Annotated in this window: 18 protein-coding genes; 9 read left to right on the plus strand and 9 right to left on the minus strand. The window is 64.6% G+C overall.

Annotated features, from left to right (window positions below):
• Window positions 1-5: 5 nt before the first annotated feature.
• The 3 genes from BLS75_RS27095 (at window position 6) to BLS75_RS27105 (ending at window position 3,788) form a co-directional block, all read left to right on the plus strand.
• Window positions 6-1,814: a sensor histidine kinase gene (locus BLS75_RS27095; protein ID WP_011058679.1), complete on the plus strand. Its 1,809-nt coding sequence runs from the start codon at window positions 6-8 to the stop codon at window positions 1,812-1,814.
• A 74-nt stretch (window positions 1,815-1,888) separates the two neighbouring features.
• Window positions 1,889-3,295 (plus strand): sigma-54-dependent transcriptional regulator, encoded by a 1,407-nt coding sequence (locus BLS75_RS27100; protein WP_041115218.1) that lies wholly within the window; start codon window positions 1,889-1,891, stop codon window positions 3,293-3,295.
• A 37-nt stretch (window positions 3,296-3,332) separates the two neighbouring features.
• Window positions 3,333-3,788 carry a YiiD C-terminal domain-containing protein gene (locus tag BLS75_RS27105; RefSeq protein ID WP_011058677.1) on the plus strand — a complete coding sequence of 152 codons (456 nt, stop codon included), beginning with the start codon at window positions 3,333-3,335 and terminating at the stop codon, window positions 3,786-3,788.
• 141 nt (window positions 3,789-3,929) lie between these two features.
• Here BLS75_RS27105 and cysQ read toward each other — a convergent pair whose 3' ends face one another.
• The gene (cysQ, locus tag BLS75_RS27110) at window positions 3,930-4,757 is read right to left on the minus strand and encodes a 3'(2'),5'-bisphosphate nucleotidase CysQ (protein WP_072452132.1); all 828 of its coding nucleotides are present in this window, start codon (window positions 4,755-4,757) and stop codon (window positions 3,930-3,932) included.
• Window positions 4,758-4,768: 11 nt separating this feature from the next.
• Window positions 4,769-5,335, minus strand: a complete 567-nt coding sequence (nudE, locus tag BLS75_RS27115) for an ADP compounds hydrolase NudE (protein WP_011058675.1) — start codon at window positions 5,333-5,335, stop codon at window positions 4,769-4,771.
• Window positions 5,336-5,559: 224 nt separating this feature from the next.
• Between nudE and yrfG the strand changes: the two genes are divergently transcribed.
• Entirely contained in the window at window positions 5,560-6,222 is a 663-nt protein-coding gene (yrfG, locus tag BLS75_RS27120; RefSeq protein WP_015633779.1) for a GMP/IMP nucleotidase, read from the plus strand.
• Between the two features lie 68 nt (window positions 6,223-6,290).
• Here yrfG and lysM read toward each other — a convergent pair whose 3' ends face one another.
• The gene (gene lysM, locus BLS75_RS27125) at window positions 6,291-6,731 is read right to left on the minus strand and encodes a peptidoglycan-binding protein LysM (protein ID WP_011058673.1); all 441 of its coding nucleotides are present in this window, start codon (window positions 6,729-6,731) and stop codon (window positions 6,291-6,293) included.
• A 136-nt stretch (window positions 6,732-6,867) separates the two neighbouring features.
• Here lysM and BLS75_RS27130 point away from each other — a divergent pair, with 136 nt between their 5' ends.
• The 3 genes from BLS75_RS27130 to BLS75_RS27140 all read left to right on the plus strand — a co-directional run bounded on the left by BLS75_RS27130 (window position 6,868) and on the right by BLS75_RS27140 (window position 11,158).
• Entirely contained in the window at window positions 6,868-7,755 is an 888-nt protein-coding gene (locus BLS75_RS27130; protein WP_072452133.1) for a LysR family transcriptional regulator, read from the plus strand.
• A gap of 281 nt (window positions 7,756-8,036) precedes the next feature.
• A complete protein-coding gene (locus BLS75_RS27135; RefSeq protein ID WP_072452134.1) occupies window positions 8,037-10,385 on the plus strand; it encodes an FdhF/YdeP family oxidoreductase in 2,349 nt (782 codons plus the stop codon).
• Window positions 10,386-10,684: 299 nt separating this feature from the next.
• Window positions 10,685-11,158, plus strand: a complete 474-nt coding sequence (locus tag BLS75_RS27140; protein ID WP_011058670.1) for a YMGG-like glycine zipper-containing protein — start codon at window positions 10,685-10,687, stop codon at window positions 11,156-11,158.
• Between the two features lie 174 nt (window positions 11,159-11,332).
• Here the strand turns inward: BLS75_RS27140 and BLS75_RS27145 are convergent, their stop codons facing one another.
• From BLS75_RS27145 to BLS75_RS27165, 5 genes are all read right to left on the minus strand, one after another.
• Complete coding sequence (locus BLS75_RS27145) at window positions 11,333-11,767, minus strand: acyl-CoA thioesterase (RefSeq protein WP_072452135.1); 435 nt, start codon at window positions 11,765-11,767, stop codon at window positions 11,333-11,335.
• Between the two features lie 67 nt (window positions 11,768-11,834).
• Entirely contained in the window at window positions 11,835-13,061 is a 1,227-nt protein-coding gene (locus BLS75_RS27150; RefSeq protein ID WP_072452136.1) for a 3-hydroxyacyl-CoA dehydrogenase, read from the minus strand.
• Window positions 13,062-13,165: 104 nt separating this feature from the next.
• Entirely contained in the window at window positions 13,166-15,100 is a 1,935-nt protein-coding gene (locus tag BLS75_RS27155) for a RecQ family ATP-dependent DNA helicase (RefSeq protein WP_072452137.1), read from the minus strand.
• 168 nt (window positions 15,101-15,268) lie between these two features.
• Complete coding sequence (locus tag BLS75_RS27160) at window positions 15,269-16,399, minus strand: polysaccharide deacetylase family protein (protein ID WP_072452138.1); 1,131 nt, start codon at window positions 16,397-16,399, stop codon at window positions 15,269-15,271.
• Between the two features lie 67 nt (window positions 16,400-16,466).
• The gene (locus tag BLS75_RS27165; protein ID WP_072452139.1) at window positions 16,467-17,624 is read right to left on the minus strand and encodes a YfaP family protein; all 1,158 of its coding nucleotides are present in this window, start codon (window positions 17,622-17,624) and stop codon (window positions 16,467-16,469) included.
• Window positions 17,625-17,857: 233 nt separating this feature from the next.
• Here BLS75_RS27165 and BLS75_RS27170 point away from each other — a divergent pair, with 233 nt between their 5' ends.
• The gene (locus BLS75_RS27170; RefSeq protein WP_072452140.1) at window positions 17,858-18,211 is read left to right on the plus strand and encodes a DUF1493 family protein; all 354 of its coding nucleotides are present in this window, start codon (window positions 17,858-17,860) and stop codon (window positions 18,209-18,211) included.
• Between the two features lie 40 nt (window positions 18,212-18,251).
• Complete coding sequence (locus tag BLS75_RS27175) at window positions 18,252-19,106, plus strand: DMT family transporter (RefSeq protein ID WP_176876777.1); 855 nt, start codon at window positions 18,252-18,254, stop codon at window positions 19,104-19,106.
• A 115-nt stretch (window positions 19,107-19,221) separates the two neighbouring features.
• Here BLS75_RS27175 and BLS75_RS27180 read toward each other — a convergent pair whose 3' ends face one another.
• A complete protein-coding gene (locus tag BLS75_RS27180; RefSeq protein ID WP_011058662.1) occupies window positions 19,222-20,766 on the minus strand; it encodes a phosphoenolpyruvate carboxykinase in 1,545 nt (514 codons plus the stop codon).
• Between the last annotated feature and the right edge of the window lie 120 nt (window positions 20,767-20,886).

Raw genomic sequence — 20,886 nt, forward strand, 5'->3', positions numbered from 1 at the left:
TTTCCATGACCCCACCCCTTCCCCGTCGCCCTCGCTGGCGCAGCCTGGCCTTGCTGGCACTGTGCCTGGCGCCGTTGCTGTGGCCGCTGGAGCATCTGGCGGAGCGCTACTACCGCAACGAGCTGACCAGCCAGAACCGCCAGACCCTCGACCTGTACGTGGCCAACCTGCTGGGCACTCTGCACCGCTACGAAGTGCTGCCGCAGATCCTCGGCGACCTGCCGGCACTACGCGCGGTACTCGGCGCCCCGGACGATGGCGTGACCCAGGGCAACGCCAACCGCCTGCTGAAGAACATCAGTGCCCAGACCGGCGCCGAAGTGATGTACCTGATGGACACCAGCGGCAAGACCCTGGCGGCCTCCAACTGGGACAAGCACGACAGCTTCGTCGGTCGCAATTTCGCCTTCCGCCCCTATTTCAGTGAGGCCATGGCCGGGCGCCTGGGGCGCTTCTTCGGCCTGGGCACCACCTCGGCCAAGCGCGGTTACTTCTTTGCTGCCGCGGTGCGCGATGGCGAGCGGATCCTTGGCGTGCTGGTGGTCAAGGTCGACCTGGACCACACCGAAAGCCTATGGGGCAAGACCCCGGAACAGTTGCTGATGACCGACCACAATGGCGTGGTGATCCTCACCTCGCGCCCGGAATGGCGCTTTCGCGCGACCCGGCCGCTGAGCGACGAGGAACGCCAGGCGATCGTCGCCATCCAGCCCTATCCGACTCGCGACCCAAGGCCGCTGAACCTCAACCCCAATGCCTGGCTGACCCAGACCCAGCAGATCGACGAAACCCGCTGGGCCGTGAGCATCCTCGCACCGCGCACTCTGATCGACCGGCCGGTGCGCACGGTAGTGGCCGTGGGCGCCGCCGCGTTGCTGGTGCTGATGCTGCTGCTCGGCCTGATGATGCAGCGCCGCCGCCACTATCTGGAGCGGATCGCCTTCGAAGCCAAGGCCCGACGCGAGCTGGAGATGCGCGTGGCCGAGCGCACCAGCGACCTGGAAAGCCTCAACCGACGCCTGAAGCAGGAAGTGCTGGAGCGCGAAACCGCCCAGCAGGAACTGGTGCGGGCCCAGGACAATCTGGTCCAGGCCGGCAAGCTCTCGGCCCTGGGCACCATGTCCGCGAGCATCAGCCACGAACTCAACCAGCCCCTGGCGGCCATCCGCAGTTACGCGGAAAACGCCGAAGTGCTGCTGGACCACCAACGCACCGATGACGCCCGGGGCAACCTCAAGCTGATCAGCGAACTGACCGGGCGCATGGCCTCGATCATCGCCCACTTGCGGGCCTTCGCCCGGCGCGATCACCACGCCCCGGAAAGCGTGGCCCTGCAACCGGCCCTGGACGATGCCCTGGCTCTGCTGGCCAAGCGCCGCCGGGCCATGGAAGTGGAGCTGATCCGCGACCTGCCGGCCGCCACCCTGTGGGTCGAAGCCGGGGAAACCCGCCTGCGCCAGGTGCTTGGCAATCTGCTGGCCAACGCCCTGGATGCCCTGACCGAAAAAGGCCCCCCGCGCAAACTCTGGCTGAGTGCCGAATCCACCGCCACCGGCGTCAACCTGTACATTCGCGACAACGGTCCGGGCTTCTGCATGGAAGCGCTGGGTCGCGCCGGAGAGCCGTTCTACACCACCAAGACCCGTACTCAGGGCCTGGGCCTGGGGCTGGCCATCTGCGACACCCTGATGCGCGCCTTCGGCGGTGAACTGTCATTCGCCAACCACCGCGAAGGCGGGGCCCTGATCACCCTGCGCCTGCGGGCCGGGGCCCCCGGAGTCAGCCTGCAGCCTTCCGAGGACCGCGGGGTATGAAGCAGAGCGGCAACCCGATATCAACCCTGTCCGGCCCGGCGCTCCCGGCCCCGACACGATCTGGAAAGTGAGCGATGAGCCATCCCGAGAGCCTCGATCCTCAGTTGCAAGTGGTGCTGATCGACGACGATCCCCACCTGCGCCAGGCCCTGAGCCAGACCCTGGACCTGGCGGGGCTCAAGGTGCTGTCCCTGGCCGAAGCCCAGGGCCTGGCGCCGCGCCTGGAGCGGGATTGGCCGGGGGTGGTGGTCAGCGACATCCGCATGCCCGGCATGGACGGCCTGGAGCTGCTCAACCAGCTGCATGCCCAGGACCCGGAACTGCCGGTGCTGCTGATCACCGGCCACGGCGACGTGCCCCTGGCCGTGCAGGCCATGCGTGCCGGCGCCTATGACTTTCTGGAAAAGCCCTTCGCCAGCGATGCCCTGCTGGACAGTGTGCGCCGCGCCCTGGACTGGCGGCGCCTGGTGCTGGACAACCGCAGCCTGCGCCTGGCCCTCAGCGACCGTCAGGAACTCAGTGCACGGCTGGTAGGCCAGTCGGCGCCGATGCTACGCCTGCGCCAGCAGATCGGCGCCCTGGCGGCGACCCGGGCCGATGTGCTGATCCTCGGCGAGACCGGCGCCGGCAAGGAAGTGGTGGCCCGTGCCCTGCACGATCTCTCCGGACGGCGCAACGGGCCGTTCGTGGCGATCAACGCCGGGGCCCTGGCGGAGTCGGTGGTGGAAAGCGAGCTGTTCGGCCACGAGCCGGGGGCCTTCACCGGCGCGCAAAAACGCCGCATCGGCAAGTTCGAATTTGCCAACGGCGGCACCCTGTTCCTCGATGAGATCGAAAGCATGAGCCTGGATGTCCAGGTCAAGCTGCTGCGCCTGCTGCAGGAGCGGGTGGTGGAACGCCTGGGGGGCAATCAATTGATCCCGCTGGATATCCGCATCATCGCCGCTACCAAGGAAGACCTGCGCCAGGCCGCGGACCAGGGACGCTTTCGCGCCGACCTCTACTACCGCCTGAACGTCGCGCCGCTACGCATACCGCCGCTACGCGAGCGTGGCGAAGACGTGCTGATGCTGTTCCAGCACTTCGCCGACGAAGCCAGCACCCGCCACGGCCTGCCGCCCCAGGAACTGCAACCCGGACACCGTGCCTTGCTGCTGCGCCACAGCTGGCCGGGCAACGTGCGCGAGCTGCAAAACGCCGCCGAACGCTTCGCCCTGGGCCTGGAACTGGCCCTGGACAACAACGAGCCAGGTACTCCCGCGGCTGCGGCCCCGAGCCTGATCGAAGGTGGCTTGAGCGAGCAGGTGGAGCACTTCGAAAAGACCCTGATCGCCGCTGAAATGGCCCAGCCCCACAGCTCCATGCGCAGCCTCGCCGAAGCCCTGGGGATTCCGCGCAAGACCCTGCACGACAAGCTGCGCAAGCACGGTTTGAACTTCGCCGACGGCGGCGCCAACCAGCCCGGCGACGAATCGGAATGAAGCGTTCCGTTATTCCCTTGACCCCTGAGGCCCCGGCATGAATCGCGACAGTCGATACCTGGAATCCATCCTCCACCACGACATCCCCCTGACACGGGACATGGGTCTGCAGGTGCTCGACTGGCAGGGGCAAGAGTTGCGCCTGCACTTGCCCCTGGAGGCCAACGTCAACCACAAGAGCACCATGTTCGGCGGCAGCCTGTACTGCGGTGCGGTGCTCGCCGGCTGGGGCTGGCTGCACCTGCGGCTCAAGGAACAGGGCATCGATGACGGGCATATCGTCATCCAGGAAGGCCAGATCAGTTACCCGCTGCCGGTGACCGGCGACGCCGTGGCGATCTGCGCCGCACCGGATGACAAGGTCTGGAACAAATTCCTCGCCATGTATCAGCGCTACGGCCGTGCCCGGCTGACCTTGCACACCCGGGTCGTCAATGCCGGCAGCGCAGAAGACGCCGTGCGTTTTACCGGCCAGTACGTCCTGCACCGCTAACCCGTTTGCGACCCGGCTCAAATCTGTAGGAGCTGGCTTGCCAGCGAAGAGGCCGGAAATGCTTGCACAGGGCCCAAGGGCCCCTTCGCCGGCAAGCCGGCTCCTGCACAAGGGTGGCAGAGGCAAGTCGCCGCGAGGTGATCAGGAGCGAGCCAGTTCCAGCAACTTGGCGCGCCAGGGCGCCTTGGCCGGCAGGGCCAGGAAGAAGCCGTTGAGCAACGACTCCCGAGGTGGATAGCAGAACGGCGCACCGCTGAGATCCAGCACCTCGCCACCCGCGCCTTCGAGCACGCCCTGGGCCGCCGCGGTGTCCCACTGCGAGGTGGGCGCCAGGCGCGGATAGCAGTCTGCCGCGCCTTCGGCCAGCAGGCAGAACTTCAGCGAACTGCCGATATTGGCCAGTTGCAATTCACCCAGGGCGGCACTCAAACCACTGAGCAGACGTTCCTGCTCCGGGCTCGAATGCCGGCGGCTGGCCACCACGGTAAACGCCTCGCCGGCCCCCGGTTGCTCACGCACCTGGATCGCCTGCGGTGCCTGCCCGCGATCCACGCGCCAGGCCCCAAGGCCTGCGCCTCCCAGGTAGCAGCGGCCACTGGTGGGCATCGACACCACGCCGAACACCACCCGCGCCTGCTCGATCAGGGCGATATTGACGGTGAATTCTTCACTGCCGGAAATGAATTCCTTGGTGCCGTCCAGCGGGTCCACCAGCCACCAGCGCTGCCAACTGGCGCGGGTGGCCTGGGGAATGTCCGCATCCTCTTCGGACAGCACCGGGATGCTCGGGTCCAGGGCCGTGAGGCCGGCCACGATCAGGTGATGGGCGGCCAGGTCGGCGGCGGTCACCGGCGACTCGTCGGCCTTGTGATTGACCGCCACATCGGCGCGCCAGAACGGCAGGATCGCTTCACCGGCACGCAGGGCCAGCTCGGCAACCGGCGCCAGCAAGGGATGGGGAAAATTCATTGACGTCTCGCTCATGCTTGAAAGACCCCGCGCTGGCTCAGCAGGTCGCGGGTCAGGTACAGCGCAGCCAGGGCCCGGCCTTCGCTGAACTGAGGGTTCTGCGCCAGGCTCGCCAGTTCGCGCAGGTTGACCTTGTCGACCCGCATCGGCTCCGGCTCGTCGCCTTCCAGGCGCTCTTCATACAGATCGGTGGCCAGCACTACCTGGATCTTCTGGCTCATGTAGCCCGGGGACAGCGACAGCTCGGTCAGGTGCTCCAGTTGCCGCGCGCCAAACCCGGCCTCTTCCTTGAGCTCGCGCTCGGCCGCTGCCAGCACATCCTCCCCCGGCTCGATCAGGCCCTTGGGCAACGACAGCTCGTAGGCGTCGGTGCCGCCGCAGTATTCCTCCACCAACACTGCATGCTCGGCGTCGAGCATTGCCACGATCATCACCGCGCCATAGCCGGCGCCCTTGCCCACCAGGCGCTCATAGGTACGTTCGACGCCATTGGAAAACCGCAACTGCACCTCTTCGACACAGAACAGACGACTGGTGGCGACGATCTCGCGGGCGAGTACGGTGGGTTTCTGGCGCATAGCGGGCTCCTTGGCGATAGCGGGTTACTATACAGCCTGTTTTAAAGTGACTGGGTTGCAGATTGCCGGTGCACGGCACCACGGCGGAACCTATTGTTTACTGCGTGTGACCGCCCTCTTCGAGGCGGCTCCTTTCTATCCGTTCTAGTGACCGGGCCTCCCTGCCCCACTGGCCTTGTCGACCCCGCCGGTCGGCTGTTTTCTTACCACTGGAGAAGTGTTCGATGGCCCTACTGCCCTGGCACCAGATCGATACCGTCCTGCTGGACATGGACGGCACCTTGCTGGACCTGCACTACGACAACCATTTCTGGATGGAACACCTGCCCCAGCGCTACGCCGAGCTGCACGGGGTCAGCCGGGCCATGGCCGAGCTGGAACTGCAGCCCCTGTTCGAACGCAACGCCGGCCAGTTGCAGTGGTATTGCCTGGACTTCTGGAGCGCCGAACTGCAACTGCCGGTGCGCGAGTTGAAGCTGGAAACCGCGCACCTGATCGCCCTGCGTCCGGACGCAGACACCTTTCTTGCAGCCATCAAGCAAGCCGGCAAGCGGGTGATCCTGATCACCAACGCCCATCGCGACTCCCTGTCATTGAAGCTGGAACGGATCGAACTGGCGCCATACTTCGAACGCCTGATCAGTTCCCACGACTATGGTTTCCCCAAGGAAAGCCCACAGTTCTGGGACGCCTTGCAGGCCGATATCCGGTTCGACCCGGCCCGCAGCCTGTTCATCGACGACACCCTGCCCATCCTGCGCAGTGCGCGGGACTTTGGTGTGGCGCAGTTGCTGGCGGTGAGCCAGCCGGACAGCCGCAGAGGGCCGAAAGACACCGCGGAGTTCGCGGCGGTGGGGGATTACCGGGCGTTGATCGAAGGCTTGTGAAGCCCTTCGCGGGCAAGCTCGCTCCTACAGAACCCCGTGGGAGCGGGCTTGCCCGCGAAGAGAACCGATCATTCGGGAATACGCAGCACCTGGCCCGGGTAGATCTTGTCCGGGTGGGACAGCAGCGGCTTGTTGGCCTCGAAGATCTTGTTGTACTTGTTGGCATCGCCGTACTGCACCTTGGCGATGGCGCTCAGGGTGTCGCCTTTCTTCACGGTGACGAATACCGCAGAGACCACCGCCGGACCGGTCACGGTGATCTGGTCCTCGACACTGCCGACGCCGGAAATGTTGCCCAGGGCCAGCAGGATCTTCTCCTTCTCTTCCTGGCTCGCCACTTCACCGCTGACAATCACCTTGTCACCTTCCACCGTGGCATGAACATTGGGATTGCCCAGGCCAACCTTTTCGATGTGCTCCTTGAGTTGCTCACTGGCATTGGCGTTACCCGGGGTCAACAGGTCGATCAGTTTCTCACCGGCTTCCTTCACAAAGCTGAAAATGCTCATGTCGCACACTCCTTGGTTGATAGATCCAGACGCGAAAGACTAGACCAGCCTGGCCGGATGAGGTTCCCGGGCGACCAGTGACCCAAGGTCACAGGCCCGCGGTAGAATCCCGGCCTTTTGCCGCTCCGGAGCGAAGATGGACCTCAAGCAGCTGAAATTCCTCATCGCCCTCGACGAAACCCGGCATTTCGGCCAAGCCGCCGCGCGCTGCCACATCACCCAGCCGACCCTCTCCATGCGCCTGCGCAGCCTGGAAGAAGAGCTCGACTTGCCGCTGGTCAAGCGCGGCCAGCGTTTCGAAGGCTTCACCGCACCCGGCGAGCGGGTGCTGGCGTGGGCCCGCACCGTGCTCACCGCCCATGACGGGCTACTGGCCGAGGCCGCCGCCTGCCGCGGCAACCTGGTGGGCACCCTGCGCGTAGGGGTGGTGCCGCTGTCGAGTTTCAATCCCCAGCCACTGCTGCAGCGCCTGCATGCCGAGCACCCGAACCTGCGCTTCGAACTCTCGTCCCTGAGCTCGGAACAGATCCTCGAACAGTTGGCCAGCAATCGCCTGGACCTCGGGGTTTCCTACCTGGAGCGCCTGGACAGCGAGAATTTCGACTCCCTGCCCCTGGAACCGACCCACATGGGCCTGCTCTACGACCACCGGCACTTCAGCTTCGGCGAGCAGCCCCTGAGCTGGGAGGCGCTGATCGAACTGCCCCTGGGCCTGCTCACCAGCGGCATGCACTTTCGCCAGTCCATCGACCACAACTTCCACATCCGCGGCCTGCAACCGCAGCCGGTGCTGCAGACCGACGCCGTCCATCAGCTGGTGCAGATGGTCCATGGCGGCCTGTGCTGCGCCGTGATGCCTCTGGACAGCGGCCTGGAAACCCTCACCGAGCACCTGCGCCTGCAACCCATCTCCGATGCCCAGACCCTGGCCCGCCTGGGCCTGATCATGCGCCGCAGCGCGCCGCGCTCGGCCCTGGCGCAAGCCTGCTTCGCCCTCTACCAGCAATCCTTCGGCGATTCTTGATCGACGCCATCTATCAATAGATCAGTACTAGCAATTAGACGCGACAGATTGCCGCGCTTAGTCTTGGGAGCCGTTACGCCGCTGGTCACCCCGGCGCGGCGCCAGCCCCGGCGAAACGGGCACCCGCACTCGCTGCCAGCCAGCCCCACAGCATCCCTCGAACGCCAGTACGCGAAGGCATTTGCCCGGCCAGACGTTGGCCGCGCGAGCAGCGTCTCAACCTTGTCCACCTGCCGCCGAGCGTGCGCTGCGGGTCAGCAGCCTGCGATGGAGAGTCGCCCGTGAGTACACATAACCAAGCCGATCAGAAACCCGTAGCCCGCTACAAGCCCTACAAGGGACCCGCCGGTGGCTGGGGCGCCCTGATCAGCGTGGCCCAGGCCTGGCTGACCAGCGACAACGCGCTGAAGAACATCCGCATGATGCTCAAGACCAACCAGAACGGCGGCTTCGACTGCCCGGGCTGCGCCTGGGGCGACTCGCCGGAAAGCGGCATGGTCAAGTTCTGCGAGAACGGCGCCAAGGCGGTCAACTGGGAAGCCACCAAGCGCCGGGTGGACGCGGCGTTCTTCGCCAAGCACAGCGTCACTTCGCTGCTGGAGCAGAGCGACTACTGGCTGGAGTACCAGGGCCGGCTGACCGAGCCGATGAGCTACAACGCCGAGACCGACCGCTACCAGCCCATCAGTTGGGAAAATGCCTTCAGCCTGATCGCCAGGCACCTGCACAACCTGCCCAGCCCGGACATGGCCGAGTTCTACACCTCGGGCCGGGCCAGCAACGAAGCGGCCTACCTGTACCAACTGTTCGTGCGCGCCTATGGCACCAACAACTTCCCCGACTGCTCGAACATGTGCCACGAGGCCAGCGGCGTGGCTCTGGCGCAGAGCGTCGGGGTCGGCAAAGGCACGGTGACCTTCGACGACTTCGAACACGCGGACGCCATCTTCGTCTGGGGCCAGAACCCCGGCACCAACCACCCACGCATGCTCGAACCGCTGCGTGAAGCAGTGAAGCGTGGCGCCCAGGTGGTGTGCATCAACCCGCTCAAGGAGCGCGGCCTGGAACGTTTCCAGCACCCGCAAAGCCCGATCGAGATGCTCACCAACGGCAACCGCCCGACCAATACCGCCTACTTCCGCCCGGCCCTGGGCGGCGACATGGCGCTGCTGCGGGGCATGGCCAAGTTCCTCCTGCAGTGGGAGCGCGATGCGCAGAAAGCCGGCGCGGCGTCGGTGTTCGACCACGACTTCCTCAACGCCCACACCGCCAACGTGCTCGACTACCTGGGCACCATCGACGACACCCCGTGGGAGCAGATCGTCGAGCAGTCCGGCCTGGCCCTGGTGGAGATCGAGCAAGCGGCGCGCATGTATGCCAAGGGCAAGAACGTCATCATGTGCTGGGCCATGGGCATCACCCAGCACCGCCACTCGGTGCCGACCATCCAGGAAATCGCCAACCTGATGCTGCTACGCGGCAACATCGGCAAGCCCGGCGCCGGGCTGTGCCCGGTGCGTGGCCACAGCAACGTGCAGGGCGACCGCACCATGGGCATCAACGAACGCCCGCCAGTGGCCTTCCTCGACTCCCTGGAGCGGCGCTTCCAGTTCAAGGTCCCCCGGGACAACGGCCACAACGTGGTCGAGGCGATCCACGCCATGCTCGAAGGCCGCTCCAAGGTATTCATCGGCCTGGGGGGCAACTTCGCCCAGGCTACCCCGGACAGCCCGCGCACCTTCCAGGCCCTGAGCAACTGCGACCTCACCGTGCAGATCAGCACCAAGCTCAACCGCAGCCACCTGGCCCACGGCAAGGACGCACTGATCCTGCCGTGCCTGGGACGTACCGATATCGACCAGCAGGCGGGCGGCCCGCAAGCGGTGACCGTGGAAGACTCCTTCAGCATGGTCCACGCCTCCAACGGCCAGTTGCAGCCGCTGTCGTCGCAGATGCGCTCCGAGCCGTGGATCCTCGCCGGTATCGCCGCTGCAACCCTGGGCAGCCGGCCGGTGGACTGGAACTGGCTGGCGGCCGACTACGGACGCATCCGCGACCTGATCGCCGACACCATTCCCGGCTTCAAGGACTTCAACGAACGGCTCAAGCATCCTGGCGGTTTCTACCTGGGCAACAGTGCCGGCGCCCGCCAGTGGAACACCCCGTCGGGGCGCGCCAACTTCCGCGCCAACTCGTTGCCCAAGGACCTGATCCACGAGCGCACCCGGGCCACCGGCCAACTGCCGGACCTGATCCTGCAATCGATGCGTTCCCACGACCAGTACAACACCACCATCTATGGGCTGGACGACCGCTACCGCGGGGTCAAGGGCCAGCGCGACGTGCTGTTCGCCAACGAGGCGGACATCATCCGCCTGGGCTTCAAGCCGGGGCAAAAGGCCGATATCGTCTCGCTCTGGGACGACGGCCGCGAGCGCCGGGTCAAGGGCTTCACCCTGCTGGCCTTCGATATTCCGGCCGGCCAGGCCGCGGCCTACTACCCGGAAGTGAACCCCCTGGTGCCGCTGGAAAGCACCGGCGACGGCAGTCACACCCCGACTTCCAAGTTCATCGCCATTCGCCTGGAAGCGGCCAGCGACAGCGGCCTGATCATGGCTCGCTCGGCCTGACTCCTGGCATGAGGGTCTCTTCGCTGGCAAGCCAGCCCCTACGGTTAGCGCGTGAACCGTAGGAGCCGGCCTGCCGGCGACAGCCGCTGCGCAGCCTTGAACCGCAGGCACAAAAAAGGCCGCTTTTGTATCAAAGCGGCCGTTCCGAAGTAGTTAAAGACCTGCAAAAATCACTTAAGTTCCGCATTAAAAACAATAAGTTACGAGATTGTGTACAATTCGTGCTATTCGTCGGATTTCGTTTGTAAGCCCCTCGATACAGCCTCAGGATCGCGCCGTCATCCCTTTGAGGCTCCTCTATGAAGTTCTCCTCGATTCTCTTGTTGTCCCTTGGCCTGGTCAGCGGCGTCGCCTCTGCCGGTGGCACCACTGAAGCAGGTGTGGGCGGCGCATTGGGCGGGGTTCTAGGCTCGGTGGTCGGTCAGCAGATCGGCGGCAATACCGGTTCCGCCATCGGTGCGGCCCTGGGCGGCGCCGGCGGTAGCGCAGTGGGTGCGGACAAACGCAGCCGTGGCCAGGCAGCCATTGGCGGCGCCCTGGGCGCAGCCGGCGGCAACGTGGTGGGCCGCAGCATGGGCGGTAACACCGGCAGCCTGATCGGCGCAGCGGCAGGCGGTGGCGCCGGCGGCGCGCTGGGCAACTACATGGGCAATGAAAGTGCCCGGGAAGATCGCGACTACCGGGGCCGCGACGACCGCCGCTACTACCGCGACGGCCACCGTGGCCGTGGCCATGCCTACGGGCATCGCAAGCACCGCCACTACCGCGACTGATCCCCTGTAGCCGCTGCCGCAGGCTGCGAACGAGGCCGCAGGACTCGCCAGAGCAGGCGCTGCGGTGTGTCAGGCGGCTCGTGGAGACAGGTTAGCGTCTCCTGCGCAGCCGATCGCAGCCTACGGCAGCGGCTACAGATTCCAGATTCCAGATTCCAGATCGACTATCGACGTTCACGCCACCAGCAGCTGTTCCAGCGCCGCCCGCAATGCGGGCGGAATCGGCACCGGCTGGTTCGATGCCCGATCCACGAACACATGGACAAAACGCCCCGCCGCACAGGCATCCGCCTCTCCCGCCTTGAACACCGCTAGCTCGTACTGCACTGAACTGTTGCCCAGCTTGCCGACCCGCAAACCGATCTCGATGCGTTCGGGAAAGGCGATGGATGCAAAGTAATCGCAGGCCGAGCTGACCACGAACCCCACCACCTCGCCGTCATGGATATCCAGCCCACCCCGTTCGATCAGGTAGGTGTTCACCGCCGTGTCGAAGAAGCTGTAGTAGGTGACATTGTTCACGTGGCCGTAGACATCGTTGTCATGCCAGCGGGTGATGATCGGCTGGAAATGGCGATAGTCGCCGCGTTGCAGCATAGGCTCGGACATCAGGGCTCTCTCCCATCGATTGAAGGCCGGGCGATCGGTTGATCGCCCGGCATTTCACCCCAGGCAGCTAAGCCTGGGCAAACCCTTTTCCGGCCGCGGCCAGTTCCTCGATCAACTGCGCCGGGCGCCAATGCGCCCCGTGTTCGGCTTGCAGGTGCAGCAAACGCTGGCGGACCTGCTCCAGCCCCTGGGCATCCGCCCAGCTCATCGGCCCACCCTGCTCCTTGGGAAAACCGTAGCCATTGAGATAGACCCGGTCGATGTCGGCGGCCGACTGGGCGATGCCCTCCTGGAGAATCTTCGCCCCTTCGTTGACCAGCGCCAGCAGGCAGCGCTCGAGGATCTCCTCGGGGCCGATGTCCCGGCGCCGGTAACCCAGCTCCTCGCTGACCTGCAGCACCAGCGCATCCACCTGCAGGTCATGCTCGGCCTGGCGGCTGCCGGGTTCGTAGTGGTAGTAGCCGTCGCCACTCTTCTGGCCGAAACGACCCGACTCGCACAACCGGTTGTCGATCTGCACCTCGGGCACATCCTGGCCCACACCGTCCAGTTGCCGGGCGCGCCAGCCCAGGTCGATGCCCACCACGTCATACATGCGGAACGGGCCCATGGCGAAACCGAACCCCTGCAAGGCGCCATCCACCTGATAGGGAAACGCCCCTTCCAGCAGCATCTTGCGCGCCTCGAGCACGTAGGTGTTGAGCATGCGATTGCCGATGAAGCCGAAGCAGTTGCCCGCCACGACACTGACCTTGCCCATGCGCTGCCCCAGGGCCAGGGCAGCGTCGAGCACCGCAGGAGCGGTATTGGCCGCGCGCACCACCTCCAGCAGTTTCATGATGTGGGCCGGGCTGAAGAAATGCAGGCCCAGCACCTGTGGCGCCCGCTGGGTGACTGCGGCAATCGCGTCGATATCCAGGGCCGAGGTGTTGCTGGCAAGGATCGCCTCGGGCTTGAGGGTCGCGTCCAGCTGGCGAAAGATCTGCTGCTTGAGTTCGAGGTTTTCGTAGACCGCCTCGATCACCAGGTCCACGTCGGCGAGCTGTGAATAATCCGCCGCCGGCTTGATCCGCGCCACCCGCGCATCGGCCTCGGCCTGATCGATACGCCCCTGGCGCACGTTGTGGGCATAGGTGTCCGCCACCGCCGCCAGGGCCTGCTGGAGCATCTGCGGGTTGTTGTCCAGCCACAGTACCGGCAGGCCGGCATTGGCCAGGCACATGACAATGCCACGGCCCATGGTGCCGGCACCGATCACGGCGGCGCGCTGAATATCGAAAGCTGTCTGGCTCATGTTGGCTCTCTTGTGGGCGATCCAAAGACAGTCCCCACCATAGTCAGGCCCTCATCATTTTTGAAATTTATTCCTGTGATGAGCAGCATTCAGCAGATGGATTTTCAGCCTGGCAAATGAGCCTCGCACCACGCCCGCACCGCGGCATAAGGGTAATCTTCCAGTGCCGCGAACCCGGGGATGCTCCGAGCCTTGAGCCGGGTGAACAACGGCACGCTGATACCACAGAGAAAACGGGTCAGGCGTTCCGCCCCGGGTACATCGCCGGTGTGCTGCTGGTGCCTGTGGATAAAGTGGCCACACAGCCCGTCGAAACTCTTATCCACAAGCGCGGGCAGAACCGGCGGCTCCGGCAGCCGCGCCACCTGGCCATGGCACACCGAACAATGCCCGCAACGCTGGGGTGCCTGCCGGTCGCCGAAATACTCCGCCAGGCGGTAACCCAGGCACTGCTCGGTGGCGAACAGGTCGAGCATGGCGTGGATCCGCGCAATTTCACTGCCCTCGTGGCGGGTGAAATAACCGTGCAGGTCGGCACTCAGTGCCGCCAGGTCAAAGTCCGTCTGCAACAGGCTGTAGACCTCGGTCATCTGCTTGCTTTCCAGCTCTACCCAGCCTTTTTCCTGGAAGTAGTCCAGGGCCTTGACCACCCGGTTGCGCGGCGCCTGGTACTGCTCGTAGAGCGCGTCGAAATTCACCGTGGCCCAGGTCCTGGCGCGGCTTGAAGTGTTGATCACGGCCTCGACGAAGTCCCTCCGCTCGCCTTCGAAACGCGCCAGCAGGGCCTCGGTTTCCAGCAGCAGTTTGAAGCGGTATTCCGCGAAATAGGCATAGCGCGGCGCGATCAGGCCCCGCAGTTCCAACTGCACCAGCAAGGTCTTGAGTGGCAGCTGGCGAATGTTGCTCTGGTCCGCCAGGGGGCCGAGCAGGAACTCCCATTGCCCGTCCGCCGCCGATGCCTGCAACTCCTCCAGCACACAACGGATGCCACTCAATTCCGGGGTGTCGCCGTAGACGAAGTTTTCCAGCACATTGAGGCTGTCGCGGTTGGCCAGCACCAGGCAATCCGAAGGCTGGCCGTCGCGCCCGGCACGACCGATTTCCTGGCTGTAGTTCTCGATGGACTTGGGCAGATCGAAGTGCACCACGTTGCGGATGTCGCTCTTGTCGATGCCCATGCCGAAGGCGATGGTGGCGACGATGCAGTGGCTGCGGCCCTCCATGAAACGACGCTGGATCGACTCGCGCTGCTCGTGGGGCAGGCCGGCGTGGTAGGCCTCGGCGGCGATGCCTTGCTGGCTCAGGTGCTCGGCGATCTGCTCGGCGGTTTTCTGCAGGGTCACGTAGACAATGCTCGGCTGCCCGGCCCGGTCGCTCATCCACTGCACCAGCCGCCCACACTTGTCGGCGCCCGGTACCGGCTCCACCAGCAGGTTGAGGTTGGGCCGGTAGAAACCGGTGGTTACTACGTCCTGCTGCGCGATGGCGAACTTGGCCTGCATGTCGGCGATCACTTTGGGGGTCGCCGTGGCCGTCAGTAGCAGGGCCTGGGGGATGTTGAACTGGCGCTGGTAGTCCGGCAGTTTCAGGTAGTCGGGGCGGAAGTTGTGGCCCCACTCGGAAATGCAGTGCGCCTCGTCCACCACCAGCAGGGAAATCGGCACCTGCTGCAGAAAATTGCGAAAGCGTTCATTCTTCAGCCGCTCCACCGAGATCATCAGGATCTTCAGCTCCCCGGAACGAGCCCGGGCCATGACCTCATTGGCTTCATCCCGGCCCTGGGCCGAGTCGATGCTGGCAGCGGCAATGCCGTGGCGCTGGAGGAAGGCCAACTGGTCCTGCATCAGCGCCAGCAGTGGCGAGACCACCAGGGTCAGGTGCGGCAGCAGCAGGGCCGGCAACTGGTAGCACAGGGACTTGCCCGAGCCGGTGGGAAAGATCGCTGCCGCCGAGCGCCCGGCGAGCACCGCGCTGACCGCGGCCTCCTGGCCCGGACGAAACTGTGGATAACCGAAGACCTGTTCCAGGGTGCTGTGCATAAGGGTCACTCCTTGGACCGCTGACCTGTCTTGAAGACTAGCGGGGCAGGTCGGCGGGGCCAGAAAAGGTCGAAGGAAAAGCGCTACCGGATGATACCGGGCACAAGAAGCTTCATCGGCAAGCCAGCCCCAGCGCAGGAGCCGGCTTGCCGCTAAAGGAGGCCACCGCTAGCGCAAGGTCCGGCAATCCAGCCACTGCACGCCGTTGTGCTGATTGGCCTTGAGCAAGGCCGGCACCGCCTGGGCGGCCTTGGCATGGGTGTCATGGAACAGAATGATGCCCCGGCGCCAGAGCAGCATCAGTGTCTGCACCCGCTGCGCGGCCGCCTCGGCGCCGACCTTCTTGCTCCAGTCCTGGGAGTCGATGTTCCACAGCATCACCTGCACCCCCTGGGCCTTGAAGAACCCGGCGCTGTCACTGCGACGCTGCCCGTAGGGCGGCCGGAACAGCGGCAGGTACTCATCGGTCAACGTGCGGTTGGCCAAGTTGGCGCTGCGAATCACCGAGCTTTGCCATTCGCTCCAGGAGGAGTGGGACTTGTGCTCCCAGCCATGTACGCCCACACACTGGCCGTCGTACAACTCGCGCATTTTCCCTGCCGAAGACGGGCTCAGGCGCGCCTGAAACGAGTCCCCCAGGACAAAGAAAAGGCTATGCAGATCGTAGGCCCGCAGCACCTCGACCAACTGATCCGTAGGCCCGTCGCTCAGGCTCGGCCCGTCATCGAAGGTCAGCAGAAACTGCCGGTCTGCCAGTTCGTCGCCCAGGCGCTCTGTCGGGTCCATGCGCTGGATCTCACTGCTGACGGCGGGAAACAAGGCGGCCAGGCGCAGCTGTTCATTGAGGTACTGCTGATGAAACTGCCCACTGGCCTCACCCCAGGCGCCGTAGGCCGCCTTGCTGGCGCCGGTGAAACTGGCCGCCAGTTGCCGCAGCTCCCCAAGGTTGCGTACCTGCAGACAGAAAGGCTGGCCGTCGCAGTCCTGGCTGGCCTGCCGGTAGTTGCCCAGCAATTGGTCCCAAAAACGCTGGCGCAGTCGATCCACCGACTTGCGGTCAAGCTGCCGCACTCCAAGCCGCTGCTTGAGGGCCGTGTCATCCAAGGCCTCGGTGGCCAGCAGGGCTTTGCTGAACATCAGAATCTCGGCCCGCGAGGCGGTATCGAAATCTGCGGCGCTGGTCAGCGGATTCGGCCAGCCACTGCGGTCGATGGTGGCGAACACCAGTGGCCCGGCCGCCTGGGCCACCCCTGTGGTCAGACACAGCGCCAGCAACCAGGGGAAAACACGAATTCGCATACCAACCTCCATAAATGCACAACGCGCCACTGCCGGCGCGTTGTGGAGATAACTTCTGCCTGTGTGATCAGCGGTTCTGCAACCGCTCTATCGCCTTGTCGTACACCGGGTTGGCCTTCTGCTCCCGGGCCTTGCGGTAGTGCTCCAGCGCCGTGACCAATTGCCCGGCATCTTCGTAGATGCGCCCCATGTCGTAGTAGGCGCTGGCGCGTATGGTGGGCGCCGATGGGCCACTGGCCAGGGCGATTGCCTGGCGATCGGCGACCACGGCCTCGTCGGGGCGGCTGTTCTTGCGGTTGGACAGCGCAAGGTTGCTGTAGGCCTGGGCAAAGCCTGGGTCCAGCTCGATGGCTTCGCGATAGTAGATACCCGCACTGCCGAAGTCGCCCTTGCGGTAGGAAGCCTCGCCTTTCTGGTTGAGGCTCTTGGCATCCACCGGCCCCTCGTCCCTGGCCAGCACTTCATCGATGGGCTTGCCATTGGCCAGTAGCAGCGGATCGAGGTTGCTCATCCGCGACTCCACTTCCTCGTTGCCTTGCAGCACCCGATCGATGTCCTGCAGTTGGCCATTGGCCGTCAGGCGAAACACTACCCAGAGGTTGCCCTGGCGGTTCTGTGGCACCCGGTAGCTGCGCATCAGCGTCGGGCCCTTATAGACAAAGACCTGCGCCTGGCTGCGGCCCAGGCGCAAGGATTCGGGATTATTGCCGTTGGTAAAGTCGTGCACGGCATACACGTAGGCATCGCCCGGCACAGGCTGTTCGATAGTGAGGGTCTCCGGCCCGCGGCTGTCGGTGCTATCCACATTCATCCGCGCCCCCGGCCCGGTGCCGGTGGCGTAATACAGCAACCGGTGGGGATAGCTCAAATGCGCATCCAGGTCTTCCCCCGGTGCACTCCAGCTCAACACCACGCGCAGGCTTTGCGGATCCTTGAGCACCGGGCTCATGGCGTAGCTCAGCCCCTGGCACGGGCACTTGGCCCGCAGGTCGGTATAACCGAGCTTGCGGATCAGCAGTTCACTGCCCGGCGAATCGGCGGCCTCCAGCGTCACTCGCCCCTGGGCATCGGTCCGCCCGGAAGCCTGCCCCAACTGCACTTCGGCATCGGCCAGCACCGCGTCCTTGACCACCGCATCCAGCACCTGGAGCGACAACGACTGAGCCTGCACCGGACTCATCAGCATCCCTAGCCAAAGCAACGCCGCCAGGCGGAAAAAAGCCATAACAAGATCCCTGTAGATAACGATGGCCGGACCTCTGTCCCGCCCCACCCATCAGCGGCGAACCATACACAGTTTTGCCCGCCAATGCTCGGCCTGGAGCCGTAAATACAGCGCAAAACGGCAGTCTTGCCTACCCGGAGCAACGCCCCCCGTCCCGACCTCCGAGCACTTGCAAGCCAAACCCCAACTCGCCTTACACTGCAGCTCCTGGAAACCGCAAGTGAACCCCGACCATGCAACTGGCCCCCGGCTTTCCCGACGACGCCATCATGCGCCAGCTCATGCAACTGCTGCATGAGGAAATAGGCCTGCCCGAGCGCAAGACTCTTCGCCTGAACACCGCGATCAATTTCGACCTGGGTTGCGACGGCGCCGACGCCCGGCATTTACTCAACGCTCTGGAAGAACAGTTCGATATCGATTTTGTCGATTTCGACAGCTATCGCTACTTCCAGCCCGAAGGCTACGATGTGTCCCTCAAACGGCGCGCCAAGGGTCGGGGAGACAAGCTCCCGCTGACTATCGGCATGCTGTACCGGGCGCTCAAGGAGCAACGCTGGGATACTCAGGAGCTGGAAGGCCTCTAAGGTCCACGGCAGTACATAAGGAAATGCCGTGGACGTACTGATGGGCTTGCTCGCCGCCCTGCTCTGGGGCGGCACCGATTTTCTCGTGGGGCTCAACGTGCGCGCCGTGGGCGTGAAACGTGCGGTGTTCTTCAGCCAGAGCCTGGGGTTCACCCTGATGAGCCTGCTGCTGGCGATCTTTCCCGCCTTCCTGCTCAAGGCCATGGCCGCGCCCCTGGAGGTCTGGCTGATGGGCGTGCTCGCCGCGGCCTTCACCGTCTCCGGCGCCCTGGCCCTGGGCAAGGCCTTCGCCCTGGGCAAAGCCTCCATCGTCGCCCCATTGGTGACCTCCTACGGTGTGGTCACCACCTTGCTGTCCTGGGCCAGTGGCGAGCAGATCAGCCTGCTGCAACTCATGTGCATTCTGTTGTGCGTTATCGGCGTGATCCTCTCCAGCCTGCACTCGGACTCCAAGCTGCCCCACAGCACCGCCGCCGGCCGCTCGATCTTCTTCGCCCTGCTCTCGGCCTTCCTCTATGGCACCAGCTTCTGGCTGCAGGGCCGCTACACCCTGCCGCAACTGGGGCCGATCAGCATGCTCTGGCTGGGTTACGCGGTGGGCAGCGGCGTGATGCTGCTGATGGTGCTGAAAGTCGCGGACGGGCTGAAGATTCCGCCACTGAAGAACTGCGGCCTGCTGGCCTCCACCAGCCTGATGAACCTGGGCGCCTTCTTTGCCTTTTCCTGGGGTGCCATGAGCGGCTCGGTGTCGGTGGTGACGGTGATCAGCACCCTGTCCGGCGGCATCGCCGCGGTGCTGGGCTATGTGTTCTTCAAGGAGCGACTGACGGCGGTGCAAGTGACGGGCGTGGTGCTGGTGTTGCTGGGGGCGCTGGTGTTGCACTTGAAGACGTGAGGGTGTCTGGCTGGCCCAGGGGATGCCGCGCATCCCATCGCAGCCTGCGCCAGCGGCTACAGCTGCGCACAAAAAAGCCGCCCCGAGGGGCGGCTTTTTCATTGCAGGTCGAGGCTTAAAGCTTTGGACCGGCTGCCTTGATCGCGTCGCTCACGTCGAACTTCTTGAAGTTCTCGATGAACAGGCCGGCCAGGGCCTTGGCGGCTTCGTCGTAGGCGGCTTTGTCAGCCCAGGTGTTGCGTGGGTTGAGCAGGCCGGTCTCGACGCCCGGTACGGCTTTTGGCACGTCCAGGTTGACGATGTCCAGGTGCTCGGTCTCGGCACCGATCAGCGCGCCGCTCTGGATCGCTGCAATCACGCCACGGGTGGTGGGGATGTTGAAGCGTTTGCCCACGCCGTAGCCACCGCCGGTCCAGCCGGTGTTGACCAGGTAGACCTTGGAGCCGAAACCGCGGATGCGCTTGATCAGCAGCTCGGCGTATTCGCCCGCCGGACGCGGGAAGAACGGTGCGCCGAAGCAGGTGGAGAAGGTCGACTTGATGCCCGAGCCCGAACCCATTTCAGTCGAGCCCACCAGAGCGGTGTAGCCGGACAGGAAGTGGTAGGCGGCTTGTTCTTCGCTGAGGATCGACACCGGTGGCAGTACGCCGGTCAGGTCGCAGGTCAGGAAGATCACGGCGTTAGGCTCGCCACCGAGGTTCTTCGGTGCGCGTTTTTCGATCAGCTCGCGCGGGTAGGCGGCGCGGCTGTTCTGGGTCAGGCTGTCGTCGGCGTAGTCGGCTTTCTTGGTGACCGGGTCGATCACCACGTTTTCCAGAACGGCACCGTGCTGGATGGCTTTCCAGATCACCGGCTCGTTCTTTTCCGACAGGTCGATGCACTTGGCATAGCAACCGCCTTCGATGTTGAACACCACGCCCACGCCCCAACCGTGTTCGTCGTCACCGATCAGGTAACGGCTTTCGTCGGCAGACAGGGTGGTCTTGCCGGTGCCCGACAGACCGAAGAACAGGGTCACGTCGCCTTCTTCGCCCATGTTGGCGGCGCAGTGCATCGGCAGTACGTCGGCAGCCGGCAGCAGGAAGTTCTGCACGGAGAACAGGGCTTTCTTCATTTCACCGGCGTAGCGCATGCCGGCGATCAGCACTTTCTTGGCCGCGAAGTTGAGGATCACGGTGCCATCGGAGTTGGTGCCGTCGCGCTCTGGCTCGCAGACGAAGTTCGGCGCGTTGAGGATCTGCCACTCATCCTTGCCACCGGCGTTGTACTGCTCGGGGTTGATGAACAGGCAGCGGCCGAACAGGTTGTGCCAGGCGGTCTCGGTGGTCATTTTCACCGGCAGGTAGTGCGCCGGATCGGAACCTACATGCACATGGGAAACAAAACGCTCGCGCTCGCCCAGGTAGGCTTCAACGCGGTCCCACAGGGCGTCGAACTTGGCCGCCGGGAACTTGCGGTTGATCGGGCCCCAGGCGATAGCGTCCTGGGTGCTGGGCTCTTCTACGATGAAACGATCCACTGGCGAACGGCCGGTACGATGACCGGTGCGAACCACCAGAGCGCCGGTATCGGCAAGCTCGCCCTCACCGCGGTTCAGGGCTTCTTTGACCAGATCATCCACACTCAGATCGGTGTACACGGCGTTATTGGCTTGCGTCATGAGGTTCCCCGTCGGCCATTGGCCGAGTGCTCCAAACGTTTTGTAGTAGAAACTCGCGCACTACTACCGCGAAAAAAGTGCGCCGGATTATGCCAGAAAAGCCCCAAAATAGTAGGGCCC

The sequence above is a fragment of the Pseudomonas sp. NFPP12 genome (assembly GCF_900103205.1).
Lineage (GTDB): Bacteria > Pseudomonadota > Gammaproteobacteria > Pseudomonadales > Pseudomonadaceae > Aquipseudomonas > Aquipseudomonas protegens.

What these genes read in the sequence shown, in the direction of transcription:
- BLS75_RS27095 (WP_011058679.1), top strand. Translation starts at nt 6, where the DNA reads ATGACCCCACCCCTTCCCCGTCGCCCTCGCTGGCGCAGCCTGGCCTTG.
- BLS75_RS27100 (WP_041115218.1), top strand. Translation starts at nt 1,889, where the DNA reads ATGAGCCATCCCGAGAGCCTCGATCCTCAGTTGCAAGTGGTGCTGATC.
- BLS75_RS27105 (WP_011058677.1), top strand. Translation starts at nt 3,333, where the DNA reads ATGAATCGCGACAGTCGATACCTGGAATCCATCCTCCACCACGACATC.
- cysQ (WP_072452132.1), bottom strand. Translation starts at nt 4,757, where the DNA reads ATGAATTTTCCCCATCCCTTGCTGGCGCCGGTTGCCGAGCTGGCCCTG.
- nudE (WP_011058675.1), bottom strand. Translation starts at nt 5,335, where the DNA reads ATGCGCCAGAAACCCACCGTACTCGCCCGCGAGATCGTCGCCACCAGT.
- yrfG (WP_015633779.1), top strand. Translation starts at nt 5,560, where the DNA reads ATGGCCCTACTGCCCTGGCACCAGATCGATACCGTCCTGCTGGACATG.
- lysM (WP_011058673.1), bottom strand. Translation starts at nt 6,731, where the DNA reads ATGAGCATTTTCAGCTTTGTGAAGGAAGCCGGTGAGAAACTGATCGAC.
- BLS75_RS27130 (WP_072452133.1), top strand. Translation starts at nt 6,868, where the DNA reads ATGGACCTCAAGCAGCTGAAATTCCTCATCGCCCTCGACGAAACCCGG.
- BLS75_RS27140 (WP_011058670.1), top strand. Translation starts at nt 10,685, where the DNA reads ATGAAGTTCTCCTCGATTCTCTTGTTGTCCCTTGGCCTGGTCAGCGGC.
- BLS75_RS27145 (WP_072452135.1), bottom strand. Translation starts at nt 11,767, where the DNA reads ATGTCCGAGCCTATGCTGCAACGCGGCGACTATCGCCATTTCCAGCCG.
- BLS75_RS27150 (WP_072452136.1), bottom strand. Translation starts at nt 13,061, where the DNA reads ATGAGCCAGACAGCTTTCGATATTCAGCGCGCCGCCGTGATCGGTGCC.
- BLS75_RS27155 (WP_072452137.1), bottom strand. Translation starts at nt 15,100, where the DNA reads ATGCACAGCACCCTGGAACAGGTCTTCGGTTATCCACAGTTTCGTCCG.
- BLS75_RS27160 (WP_072452138.1), bottom strand. Translation starts at nt 16,399, where the DNA reads ATGCGAATTCGTGTTTTCCCCTGGTTGCTGGCGCTGTGTCTGACCACA.
- BLS75_RS27165 (WP_072452139.1), bottom strand. Translation starts at nt 17,624, where the DNA reads ATGGCTTTTTTCCGCCTGGCGGCGTTGCTTTGGCTAGGGATGCTGATG.
- BLS75_RS27170 (WP_072452140.1), top strand. Translation starts at nt 17,858, where the DNA reads ATGCAACTGGCCCCCGGCTTTCCCGACGACGCCATCATGCGCCAGCTC.
- BLS75_RS27175 (WP_176876777.1), top strand. Translation starts at nt 18,252, where the DNA reads ATGGGCTTGCTCGCCGCCCTGCTCTGGGGCGGCACCGATTTTCTCGTG.
- BLS75_RS27180 (WP_011058662.1), bottom strand. Translation starts at nt 20,766, where the DNA reads ATGACGCAAGCCAATAACGCCGTGTACACCGATCTGAGTGTGGATGAT.